11 protein-coding genes are annotated in these 11,621 nt (G+C 71.7%); 10 read left to right on the top strand and 1 reads right to left on the bottom strand.

Features of this window, described 5'->3' with window-relative positions:
* Positions 1 to 49 precede the first annotated feature (49 nt).
* The 8 genes from ITJ68_RS11265 to ITJ68_RS11230 all read left to right on the top strand — a co-directional run bounded on the left by ITJ68_RS11265 (position 50) and on the right by ITJ68_RS11230 (position 7,598).
* A complete protein-coding gene (locus ITJ68_RS11265; protein WP_194661327.1) occupies positions 50 to 1,012 on the top strand; it encodes an ABC transporter permease in 963 nt (320 codons plus the stop codon).
* Positions 1,009 to 1,941: an ABC transporter permease gene (locus ITJ68_RS11260; RefSeq protein ID WP_194661326.1), complete on the top strand. Its 933-nt coding sequence runs from the start codon at positions 1,009 to 1,011 to the stop codon at positions 1,939 to 1,941. The genes ITJ68_RS11265 and ITJ68_RS11260 overlap by 4 nt, the downstream gene beginning before the upstream one ends.
* Positions 1,938 to 2,747 carry an ATP-binding cassette domain-containing protein gene (locus ITJ68_RS11255; protein ID WP_194661325.1) on the top strand — a complete coding sequence of 270 codons (810 nt, stop codon included), beginning with the start codon at positions 1,938 to 1,940 and terminating at the stop codon, positions 2,745 to 2,747. Before ITJ68_RS11260 ends, ITJ68_RS11255 begins: the two co-directional genes overlap by 4 nt.
* On the top strand, positions 2,744 to 3,511 hold the full coding sequence (locus tag ITJ68_RS11250) for an ABC transporter ATP-binding protein (RefSeq protein ID WP_194661324.1): 768 nt from the start codon (positions 2,744 to 2,746) through the stop codon (positions 3,509 to 3,511). Before ITJ68_RS11255 ends, ITJ68_RS11250 begins: the two co-directional genes overlap by 4 nt.
* Before the next feature lie 538 nt (positions 3,512 to 4,049).
* Complete coding sequence (locus tag ITJ68_RS11245; protein ID WP_194661323.1) at positions 4,050 to 4,526, top strand: hypothetical protein; 477 nt, start codon at positions 4,050 to 4,052, stop codon at positions 4,524 to 4,526.
* Positions 4,523 to 5,698, top strand: coding sequence for a zinc-dependent alcohol dehydrogenase (locus ITJ68_RS11240; protein WP_194661322.1), 1,176 nt, complete (start codon positions 4,523 to 4,525; stop codon positions 5,696 to 5,698). Before ITJ68_RS11245 ends, ITJ68_RS11240 begins: the two co-directional genes overlap by 4 nt.
* 73 nt (positions 5,699 to 5,771) lie before the next feature.
* Positions 5,772 to 6,938: a glutathione-independent formaldehyde dehydrogenase gene (locus tag ITJ68_RS11235; protein WP_194661321.1), complete on the top strand. Its 1,167-nt coding sequence runs from the start codon at positions 5,772 to 5,774 to the stop codon at positions 6,936 to 6,938.
* Positions 6,939 to 6,959: 21 nt separating this feature from the next.
* Positions 6,960 to 7,598 (top strand): DUF1345 domain-containing protein, encoded by a 639-nt coding sequence (locus ITJ68_RS11230; protein WP_194661320.1) that lies wholly within the window; start codon positions 6,960 to 6,962, stop codon positions 7,596 to 7,598.
* Between the two features lie 337 nt (positions 7,599 to 7,935).
* On the opposite strand, the gene ITJ68_RS11225 is transcribed toward ITJ68_RS11230, so the two are convergent.
* Entirely contained in the window at positions 7,936 to 8,829 is an 894-nt protein-coding gene (locus ITJ68_RS11225; RefSeq protein ID WP_194661319.1) for a LysR family transcriptional regulator, read from the bottom strand.
* A 72-nt stretch (positions 8,830 to 8,901) separates the two neighbouring features.
* On the opposite strand from ITJ68_RS11225, the gene hisD reads away from it, so the two are divergent.
* Both hisD and ITJ68_RS11215 read left to right on the top strand, forming a co-directional pair.
* Positions 8,902 to 10,281, top strand: a complete 1,380-nt coding sequence (gene hisD / locus ITJ68_RS11220) for a histidinol dehydrogenase (RefSeq protein ID WP_194661318.1) — start codon at positions 8,902 to 8,904, stop codon at positions 10,279 to 10,281.
* 2 nt (positions 10,282 to 10,283) lie between these two features.
* Positions 10,284 to 11,621 (top strand): ABC transporter substrate-binding protein, encoded by a 1,338-nt coding sequence (locus ITJ68_RS11215; RefSeq protein WP_194661317.1) that lies wholly within the window; start codon positions 10,284 to 10,286, stop codon positions 11,619 to 11,621.

The raw sequence follows: 11,621 nt of genomic DNA, 5'->3' as shown, positions 1-11,621 counted from the left end.
CCGCGCCGGCCCCGCACCGACACCCACCAGGCAGGATCCGCAGCACCCCATGACCGCGTACGTCCTCCGCCGCCTCGGCATCCTCGTGCTGTCGCTCGCGGCGTCCCTGGTCGTGGTGTTCGCGCTCCTGCGGATCCTGCCCGGTGACCCGGCGAACGCCCTCCTCGCGGCGAACGCCACCCCGGACCAGGTCGCAGCGGCCCGGCGGGCGGTCGGCTCCGACCAGCCGCTGGCGCAGCAGTTCGTGCACTGGTTCGGCCAGATGCTGCACCTCGACCTCGGGACGTCCTTCACGAGCGGCCTGCCGGTGCTGCCGGACCTCGCGCAGCGCCTGGTCGTCACCGTGCCGCTGACGCTCATCGCGTTCGTCGTCGCCGTGGTCGTCGCCAGCGTCGTCGGCTTCGTCGCGGCAGCCCGCGCCGACCGCTGGTACGGGGTGCTGCTCTCCGGCATCACCCAGCTCGGCATCGCGGTCCCCGTCTTCTGGATCGGGATCCTGCTCGTGCAGGTCGTCTCGCTGCAGTGGGGACTGCTGCCCTCGAGCGGCTTCCCCCGCGACGACTGGACGTACCCGGGCGACGCGCTGCAGTCGCTGGCGCTGCCGATCATCACCGTGGCCGTCGTGATGACCGCGTCGATCGCCCGCTACGTCCGGAGCGCGGTGCTCGACGTCCTCGGCGCCGACCACATCCGCACGGCCCGGGCGCTCGGGGCGTCCACCGCGTCGGCGTTCCTGCGCCACGGTGTCCGGTCCGCGGTCGTCCCGGTCATCGCGGTCCTCGGCATCGAGCTCGCGTCGACGTTCCTCGGCGCGGTCGTCGTCGAGAGCGTCTTCGCCCTGCCCGGTCTCGGCAGCATGCTCATCACCGGGATCGAGCAGCACGACTACCCGAGCATCCAGGGCGTGCTCCTGGTGTCCACCGTCGCCGTGCTCGTGATCGGGTTCATCGCCGACGTCGTGCAGCGCATCGTCGACCCGCGCCTGCGCTCGAGCGTCTCGGGGAACCGATGAGCGCCCGCCGGTCGGTGTCCCTGACCGTGGGCATCGTGCTCGTCGGCCTGGTCGTCGTCGCCGCGGTCGTCTCGCTGATCTGGCTGCCGTACTCGCTGTACGACACGTCCGGCGGCCGGTTGACCCCGCCCGGCGGCGCGCACTGGCTCGGCACCGACACCCTCGGCCGCGACCTCGCCACCCAGCTGCTCATCGGCGCGCGGATCGCCCTGGCCACCGGGCTCGGTGCGGTCCTGGTCGGCGGCGTCCTCGGCACCGCCGTCGGTCTGGCCGCCGCGTTCGCCCGCCCCTGGCTCGACGACACGCTGTCCGCCGTCCTCGACATCGTGATCGCGTTCCCGACGCTGCTCGTCGCGATGCTGCTCGTCGCCGCCCGGGGCGCCTCCCTCGGCACCGCGATCATCGCGATCGGCCTCGTGATGACCGCCGTCGTCGCCCGACTGGTCCGGATCCTGGCCCGGCGGGTGCTCCGACAGGAGTACGTCACCGCGTCCAGGACCTCCGGCACGTCGTGGGCGCGCGTGGTCACCGAGCACGTGCTGCCGAACATCTGGCCGACCCTCGCCGTCAACCTCGCGCTGCAGTTCGGGCTCGCGGTGCTCGCCGAGGCCAGCCTGTCCTACCTCGGCCTCGGCGCCCCGCCGCCGAACGCCTCGTGGGGCCGCATGCTCCAGGACGCCCAGCAGACGGCCTTCGAGGCGCCGGCGGGCGTCCTGGCCCCCGGCCTCGCGCTCGTCGCGCTGGTCATCGGCGCGAACCTGCTGGCGGACGGCCTGCGCGACGTCGCGGACCCGACCCGCCGTGGACGGCGAGCGACGCGCGGAGCCGCACCGAGCCTCCCGGCCGGGACGACCGTGGGTGGTGACGGAGTCGGGACCGTCGCGCCGGTCGCGACCACCCCCGACGACACGGACAGGAGGCTCGGATGAGCCCCGCCATCGAGGTCACCGACCTGCGCATCACCACCGCCGACGGGGCGGCACTCGTCGACGGTGTCTCGTTCGCCGTCGAGGACGGCGGCCGCCTCGGCATCGTCGGCGAGTCCGGCAGCGGCAAGTCGCTCACCGCGCTCGCCGTGCTGGGCCTGCTGCCGTCCGCCCTGTCGGTCTCCGGGTCCATCCGGGTCGGCGACGTCGAGGTGGTCGGCACGTCCGAGCGAGCGCTCCGCGGTGTGCGCGGGGCTGTGGTCGCACCCGTGTTCCAGGAGCCGATGACCGCGCTCGACCCGATCATGCGCGCGGGCGACCAGATCGCCGAGCCGCTGCGGCGACACCGGGGGCTCCGGGGCGAGGCCCTGCGCTCCGCCGTGCACGAGGCGATCGTCGACGTCGCCCTGCCGGACCCCGACCGGGTGTCCCGCGCGTTCCCGTGGGAGCTCTCCGGCGGTCAGCGGCAGCGCGTGGCGATCGCGATGGCACTGGCCTGTCGACCGCGGGTCCTCATCGCCGACGAGCCCACCACGGCGCTCGACGTCACCGTGCAGGCGGAGGTGCTCGACCTGCTCGACCGCGCCGTCGCCGACCGCGGCATGGGCATGCTCTTCATCAGCCACGACCTGTCCGTCGTGGCACGCACGGTCGACCGGGTGCTCGTGCTCGAGCACGGTCGTGCCGTCGAGCAGGGACCCGTGCGGGACGTCATCGCCGCACCGAGCCACCCGTACACGCAGCGGCTCGTCGGCAGCGCCAGGACCCTGCAGGACGCGCTCGACCGCGGTCGAGGAGGTCCCCGGTGACCGCCCTGCTCGCCCTCGACGACGTGACGTTCCGGTACCCGGGGCGCCACGCCGGGCTCGCCCTCGACGACGTGTCGTTCGCCGTCCAGCCCGGGCAGCACCTCGGCATCGTCGGGGAGTCCGGCGCCGGCAAGACCACGGTCCTCCGGATGCTCCTCGGGCTCGCCTCGCCCGACTCGGGCACGGTCTCCTTCGACGGCTCGGCGCTCGACCGGCGGGACCGCGCCGGCATGCACCGCTTCCGCACGGCCGTGCAGCCGGTGTTCCAGGACCCGTACTCGTCCCTCGACCCCCGGCAGCGCGTCGACCGCATCGTGGGGGAGCCCCTCCGGTCCCTCGGCGTGGCCTCCGGCTCCGAGGCCACCGACCGCGTCGCCGCAGCCCTGCGCGACGTCGGGCTCGACGCCGACGCCGGTCGTCGCTACCCGCACGAGTTCTCGGGCGGCCAGCGCCAGCGCATCGCCATCGCCCGTGCCGTGGTGTCCGGGCCGCGGGTGCTCGTGGCCGACGAACCCGTCAGCGCGCTCGACCTGACGACGCGGGTCGCGGTGCTCGAGCTGTTCGAGCGGCTCGCCGAGGAGCACGGCATGACGATCGTGCTCGTCTCGCACGACCTGGCCGTCGTCGCGCGGCTGTGTGCGGCGACCGTCGTGCTCCGTGGCGGGCGCATGGTGGAGCAGGGCGACACCGCCCGGGTGCTGGCAGCCCCGGAGTCGGACTACACGCGGGCGCTGCTCGACGCGGTGCCGCGGCTGCCGCGCTGACGCCGGGCGCGTGCGCGGGCGCAGCGGAGCGCTTCCGCGTGTCGTGAGTCGTTCCGCGCGTCGTGAGTCGTTCCGCGCGGAGGAGGTCGTTCCGCGCGTCGGGGGTCGTTCGTTCTGACCCCCGACGCGCGATTGCGCTTCCCATCGCTCGCGTCATGGGTCGGACCGCGCGCCGAACGGGTTCCCGCTCTGCGGACTGACGGATCCGGTTCAGGAAACCCGGGCTGAGACGGCCGGATCCGTCATCGTCCGGAGCGGATCCGTCGTTCGGCCCTGCGGCTGCTCGCATGCTCGTCCCGACGGCGGAACACAGCGACGCATCGTGGACAAGTCGCGGACACGAGGCCGAGTCACGTCGCACCCTGGACCGGCGGGAGCGTCACTGAGCGAGTGCCTTCCCGGCATGTCCGTCTCAGCCGTTCTCCGTCTCGTTGATCCGCATCGAAGCGACTCAGGAGGCCGCGATGGAACACGTCACACAGACCGGACCTGCTCGGTCCGGACCCGTCACCCGGACCCGTCAGCACGGAGCACCCCGATGACGCCCCGGCTGGTCGGCGCCGCGGTGGTCGTCGCCGCAGCCAGCGCCGTGGTGCTCGCCCGACGACGCCGACCACGATCCGCGCCGGGGACGGGAGCGGCCTCCGCTCCGCGGTCGGGATGGCTCGCCGTCACCGTCACCGTCGCCCGCGACGTCGACGACGTCCTGCCGGCGGGACGGACGCCGGGGCCGCTCGCGCGGTTCGGTGACGCCGTCGAACTGGAGGCCCGGATCGCGCCCGGCGACAAGGGCACCGAGTTGCGCGCCCGCTTCCGGCAGGGTGCCTCCCGAGCAGCAGCGGGCGACCGCGACCGCGGACGGCTCCGCGCTGCGTTGCGGGAAGCCAAGCAACTGATCGAGGTCGGCGAGGTGCTCCGGGTCGACCCGGTGCCCCACGGCCGCCGAACGGCCACGCCGACCGGAGCACTCGTGGAACTGGCGACGGCGCGGAGCAACGAGGAGGGGACACTGTGAAGGCACTGTGTTGGACCGGGGTCAACGAGACCTCGGTGGAGACGGTCGAGGACCCGGCGATCCTCAACGACCACGACGTCATCCTGCGGGTGCGGCTCAGCACCACCTGTGGCTCGGACCTGCACCTGCTCGGCGGGTACATCCCGACGATGCGTGCCGGGGACGTCCTCGGCCACGAGTTCATGGGCGAGGTCGTCGAGGTCGGGTCCGCGGTCCGCAAGCACCGGGTGGGGGACAGAGTCGTGGTCTGCTCGTTCATCGCCTGCGGACAGTGCTGGTACTGCACGCACGGGCTGTTCTCGCTCTGTGACAACGGCAACCCGAACCCGGGGCTGACCGAGACGATGTGGGGCTCGCCGATCGGCGGCTGCTTCGCCTACAGTCACGCGCTCGGCGGGTTCGCGGGCAGTCACGCCGAGTACGTCCGCGTGCCGTACGCCGACCAGGGGGCGTTCCCGGTGCCCGACGGGGTGTCGGACGTCGCGGCGCTGTTCGCGTCGGACGCGGCGCCGACCGGGTGGACCGGGGCGGACCTCGCGGGCATCCAACCCGGTGACACCGTCGCGGTGTGGGGTGCCGGTGGTGTCGGCCAGATGGCGGCGCGGGCGGCCATGCTGCTCGGGGCCGAGCAGGTCGTCGTCATCGACCGACTGCCCGAACGCCTCCGGCAGGTCCGGGAGCACATCGGTGCCGAGACCCTCGACTACAGCAGCGAGAGCGTGCTGGCGGAGCTCAAGGAGCGCACCGGAGGCCGCGGTCCCGACGTCTGCATCGAGGCAGTGGGGATGGAGGCCCACGGGACGGGGCCGCAGTACCTGTACGACCAGGTCAAGCAGCAGCTCCGGCTGCAGACGGACCGGCCGACGGCGCTGCGCGAGGCGATCTACGCCTGCCGGAAGGGCGGCAGCCTGTTCTCGCTCGGGGTGTTCGGCGGGTTCGTCGACAAGTTCCCCTTCGGCGCGGTGATGAACAAGGGCCTGACGGTCCGTGGTGCTCAGCAGCACGGACACCGCTACATCCCGATGATCCTCGACCGGATCGCCGCCGGGGAGATCAGCACCGAGCACCTCGCGACCCACGTCATGCCGCTCGAGGAGGGCCCTCGTGGGTACGAGATGTTCAAGCAGAAGGAGGACGGGTGCGTCCGCGCCGTCTTCCGGCCCGGTTCCTGATGGCGGAGGACGCCGACCGGCAGCACTCGCACCATCACGCACGAACAGCACGAACAGCACGAAAGGCACGGTCATGAGAGCAGTTGTGTACGACGGCCCGCGCAGGGTCAGTGTCAAGGACGTCCCCGACGCCCGCATCGAGCGTCCGACCGACGCGCTGGTCAGGATCACGACCACCAACATCTGCGGTTCCGACCTCCACATGTACGAGGGACGGACCGACTTCGAGACCGGACGGTGGTTCGGCCACGAGAACCTCGGGCAGGTGATCGAGGTGGGCGACGCCGTGGACGAGGTGCAGGTCGGAGACTGGGTCGTGCTGCCGTTCAACGTCGCCTGCGGGCACTGCAAGAACTGCGAGCGGGGCTTCACCAACTACTGCCTCACCGCACAGCCAGAACGGGCGATGGCCGGCGCTGCGTACGGGTTCGCCGACATGGGGCCCTGGGCCGGCGGACAGGCGGAGCTGCTCCGCGTGCCGTGGGCGGACTTCAACTGCCTGCGTCTCGGTGAGGACGCGCAGGAGAAGCAGACCGACTACGTGATGCTGGCGGACATCTTCCCCACCGGCTACCACGCGACTGAACTCGCGCGCGTGCAGCCGGGCGACCAGACGGTCATCTACGGCGCCGGACCGGTGGGGTGCATGGCCGCGTACTCCGCGGTCCTCAAAGGAGCGAGCAAGGTCATGGTCGTCGACCGACAACCCGACCGGCTGCAGAAGGTCGAGGAGATCGGAGCCATCCCGATCGACGACTCGGCGGTCGATCCCGTCGAGGCGGTGAACGAACTGACGATGGGGCTCGGAGCAGACAACGGGTGCGAGTGCGTCGGCTACCAGGCGCACGATCCTGACGGAGAGGAGCGCCCGAACTCGACCCTGAACCAACTGGTGCGCTCGGTGCGCTTCACCGGCACGATCGGTGTCGTCGGCGTGTACGTCCCGCAGGACCCCGGGGGTCCTGACGCCCTGGCCCAGCGCGGTGCCGTCGCGTTCGACTTCGGTGAGTTCTGGTTCCGCGGGCAGTCGATGGGGACAGGGCAGTGCCCGGTCAAGCGGTACAACCGGGCACTCCGCGACCTCATCGCGAGTGGACGGGCGACGCCGTCGTGGATCGTCAGCCACGAGCTCCCGCTCGACCAGGCGCCGGAGGCGTACGCGCACTTCGACGCCCGCGACCACGGTTGGACGAAGGTCGTCCTGCACCCGGAGACCGCTCCGGTGCCGACGTCAGCGTGACCGATCGACGCGGCACGCGTGATGAACGACCGGATACTGTCGCCGGGCCGCGCCTCGGCCTACGTCGCGATCGGCGTCGTCGTCGGCGTCGCCTGCCTGTTCCTCGGGGCGCCCTCCCTCGGCCCGCTCGCGGCGTGGTGCACGGCTGGGGTCATCGCGCTGACACAGGTGTGGCGCCGGTGCTGGCGGCAGGACCCGGACGGCACGGAGCGTCTGGCGCGGGAGGAGTCCGACTCGCGGCTCACGGACAACGCCATCATCGTGGCGTGTCTCGCGAGCCTCGCCGCGGTGGTCCTCGCCCTGGGGGAGGCGAGCCACGCCCGTGACCCTGCCTCGGTCGCGGCGGTGGTCCTGGGCGTCCTCGGGGTGATGGTCGCCTGGGCGCTGGTGAACACCGTGTACGCGCTGAAGTACGCCCGGATGTTCTTCCTCGACCACCGCGGTGGTGGGTTCGACGTCAAGCAGGACGCACGCCCGACCTACAGCGACTTCGCCTACTTCGCCTTCACGGTCGGCATGTCGTACGCGGCTCCCGAGGTCGAACCGGACGACAGCGCGACCCGGCGGAAGGCCCTGCCGCACGCGCTGCTGTCGTACTTCTTCGGGACGGTCCTGATCGCGGTCGCCATCAACCTGGTGACGAACCTCGGTCAGAGCTGAGGTCGAGGCCGCCGATTCCCGCGACAGGTCGTTCCGCGCGTGGTCAGTCGATCGTTCTGGCCCGGCACGCGCGATCCCGCTTCCCATCGCACGCGTCATGGGTCAGATCGCGGGCGGAACGAGTCCCCGTTCCGCGGGGTGACGGATCCGGTCCAGGGAACCCGGGCTGAGACGGCCGGATCCGTCATCGCTCCGGAGCAGATCCGTCATCTGGCCCCGAGCCGCAGCGACGACAACGACGACGAGGCCGCCCGGCTGGGTACGGCGACCGTCGTGCTCCGTGGCGGGCGCGTCGTCGAGCAGACGGCCGGGTCCGTGATCCCCACGGAGCAGGTCCTCAGGGCTCGAGGAGCATGCGTCGGGCCAGCCGGGCGAGTTCGCGTGTCGCCGGCGAGAGCGGGACGCCCTGGCGTCGGACGAGGGCGATCGTGTCGTGGAGCGGCTCGGCGAAGCGGACGGTGTGCACTCCAGCCGGGAACGTCGGGGCGGCGGCCACGGCACCGGACACGATCGTGTCGCCGGCACCGCGCGCCACCAGGTCGAGTGCGGAGTCGATGTGCTCGACCTCGATCCGGGCGTGCAGGGAGACCCCGGCGAACTGTGCCCGCTCCATGAGCTGCCGACGCGTCGGGTCGCGCCACCCGTAGTGCGCGTCGTACAGGATCAGGTCGGCGGCCGCCAGGTCCTCGATCGTGACGGGTCGCTCCGTGTGGGACGGGTCAGCCGAGGCGTAGAGCACGTCGTCGCGGCGGAGCGGGGTCACCTCGAGGCCGTCGGCGTCGATGGGCAGCACGACCAGCCCTGCCTCGAGCTCCCCGGCTGCGACCGCCTCGGCGACCTCGACGGAGTTGAGCCCGATCACGCGGAGCCGGACGTCCGGGTAGCGGGAGTGGAACCGCTCGAGCAGCCGGGACAGGAAGTAGTAGTTGGCGTTCCGGAGCAGCCCGAACGTGGCGACCCCGCCCTGCAGGCTCGTGACGTCCCGGAGCGTGCGGTCCGCACCGTCGGCGGCGTCGACGGCCTGCTGCGCGAACGGCAGGAGCGCCTCGCCGGCGGCGGTGAGCACCAGCCGTCGGCTGCCCCGCGTGAACAGGCGGACGCCGTACGTCTCCTCGAGCCGCTTCACCAGCTCGGACACTGAGGGCTGAGCCATCCCGAGCTGCGCGGCCGCGGCGGAGAACGAACCAGCCGCGGTGATCACGAGGAACGCGCGCAGCTGGGTGAGCGTCATAGGGCTACCCTATGGGTTGCCGTGGATGTTTCACCCTTGTCCTTGCCCTCGACGTTCGGCAGGGTCGTCTGCATGAAGCTCAGCCCTCGTTTCGTGGCGGACAACGCCGACCTGTACTCGTTCGTCAAGGCCCCGGGCGTCGACGTGCCGGAAGCCCAGTTGGACCCCGCGGTGGCCGACCGCGTCCGCGGGATGCTCGACGAGATCGAGCGCGACGGGGTCGACGCCGTCCGCCGGTTCGCCCTGCAACTCGACCACGCGGACGTCGTGGAGCTGACCGCTGACGAGCTCGCCGCCACCGGCGACCGCCTCGACCCCGCCCTGCGCGCGGCCATCGAACTCGGCGCCGAGCGCACCCAGCAGTTCGCCCGGCTGCAGCGCGAGCACCTCAGCGACTTCTCCGCCGAGCTCCTGCCCGGCCTGACCGTGGGGCAGCGCTACGTCCCGGTCGGCAGCGTCGGCGCGTACCTCCCCGCCGGGCGCTTCCCGTTGACGGCCAGCGCGTTCATGAGCGTCGGCGTGGCGAAGGCCGCCGGGGTCCCCACCGTCATCGCCTGCACGCCGCCCCAGCCGGACGGCGGGGTGAACGCCGCCGTCGCGTACGCGGCCTTCGTCTCCGGTGTCGACCGGCTCTTCGTCGTCGGCGGCGTCCAGGCGCTCGCCGCCATGGCGTTCGGGCTGCTCGGCGAAGCACCCGTCGACATGATCGTCGGAGCGGGGAACGCGTTCGTCGCCGAAGCCAAGCGACAGCTGTTCGGTGCCGTCGCGATCGACCTGCTCGCCGGCCCGTCGGAGGTCGCCGTCATCGCCGACCACACGGCCGACCCCGAGCTCGTCGCGGCCGACCTCCTCGGGCAGGCCGAGCACGGCCCGAACTCGCCGGCAGCCCTGGTGACCACGTCGCGGGCGCTCGGCGAGGCGGTCGTCGCCGAGGTGGAGCGCCAGCTGCCGACGCTCTCCACGAACGCCATCTGCGGTCCGGCCTGGCGGGACCACGGTTCGGTCATCCTGGTCGACGACCGTGAAGCGGCCGCCCTGGTGATGGACGAGCTCGCCCCGGAGCACCTCGAGGTGCAGACCGAGGACGACGCCTGGTACCACGACCGGCTCACGAACTACGGCTCGCTCTTCATCGGCCCGTGGAGCACGGTCGCCTACTCGGACAAGGGCATGGCCGGCACGAACCACACGCTCCCGACCGCAGGTGGCGCCCGGCACAGCGCCGGCCTCTCCGTGTCCCGTTTCCTCAAGCCGCTCACGTTCCAGCAGGTGACCAGGGAGGCCACCCCGGCACTCGCCGACGCCGTCGACGTCATCTCCGCGAGCGAGGGCATGTCCGCCCACCGTGCGACCGCGACGCTGCGCACGGAGCGTCTGCACCGCGCCGACGCCACGAGCCCCGACCAGCACGAACCCGCGACCCCCGACACGCTCCTCACGACCCGGAAGTGACCATGACCAGTCAACGTGCACGTCGGCGAGGTCTCCTCGCCGCACTCCCAGTCCTCGGCCTCGCGGTCGCCCTCGCCGGCTGCTCCGCGCCCGGCGCAGGCGGCTCGGGCGCGAGCGCCGACCAGCCCGACATCACGAAGAAGGTGACCGCGGCGGCGGTGGCGGACGGTGGTGACACCACCCTGACCATGTGGGCGGACGTCGCCGAGAAGCCCCTCATGCAGAAGCTCGTCCCGGCGTACGAGAAGCAGTACCCGAACGTGGACGTGAAGATCACGTACAAGAGCTTCGACGACCTCATCGCGACGGTCGTGAATGCCGCCAACTCGACGAACGCCCCCGACGTGTTCCAGGGCAACATCGGCTACGCGGTGGACGGCGCACTCGTGAAGGGCAAGCTCGTCCGTCCCCTCGACGACGTCGCGGAGGTCTACGGCTGGACCACCGGCACCGGCGCGTCCACGCTCGGGCCGGCGAAGTGGAACGCCGCCGGCACCGCCTTCGGGTCCGGCACCCTCTACGGGATGTCCCCGATCAGCGAGGTCCAGGGCATCTACTACAACAAGGAGAAGCTCGACGCGCTCGGGCTCCAGCCGCCGACCTCCATCGACGAACTCGAGACGGACCTGGCGAAGGCCGAGCAGGCCGGAGAACAGCCGATCATGCTCGGCAACTCCGACCAGTACGCGGCGACGCACGTCTTCTCCGACATCGCCGCAACGAAGCAGCAGCCGAAGGACATCGCGACCTGGATCGGTGGCGAGTCCGGTGCGACGTTCGAGACCGACGGCAACGAGGAGGCCGCGCAGACGATGCGCGACTGGGCACAGAAGGGCTACTTCGGCTCGGGCTACGACGGCCTGAGCAACGAGGACGCCATCGCCAGGTTCGCGAAGGGCGACGGCGTCTTCTTCGTCGGCGGCTCGTGGAACGGCGCATCGCTCGACTCCGACGGCTTCGGGCTCGGGTCCCTGACCTCCGGTGGCGTGGGTGCGACCGCATCGCCCTGGCACGTCAGCGCGAAGTCCGAGCACCAGGACGCTGCGATCGCGTTCCTCGCGATGCTGCACACCCCGGAGACCGGACAGTGGATCCTCGACACCGGTCGGCTCCCCGTGGTCACCGACGGTGTCAGTTCGAAGGACCCCCTGCAGGAGCAGACACTCACCGCGCTGAAGGACACCATCGCGGCCGGCACCCAGGTCGGCTACTACGACTGGAGCACGACCGACATGCTCACGAAGATGGGCGGTGCGCTGCAGGAGGTCATGGCCGGCAGGACGACGCCGAGTGCCTTCACCGAGACCGTCCAGGCGACCTGGGCGAAGGCGCACAGCTGA

The sequence above is a fragment of the Curtobacterium sp. VKM Ac-1395 genome (genome assembly GCF_015350975.1).
In the GTDB taxonomy this organism is placed as follows: domain Bacteria; phylum Actinomycetota; class Actinomycetes; order Actinomycetales; family Microbacteriaceae; genus Curtobacterium.
This window is presented reverse-complemented; position numbering and strand designations above follow the sequence as displayed.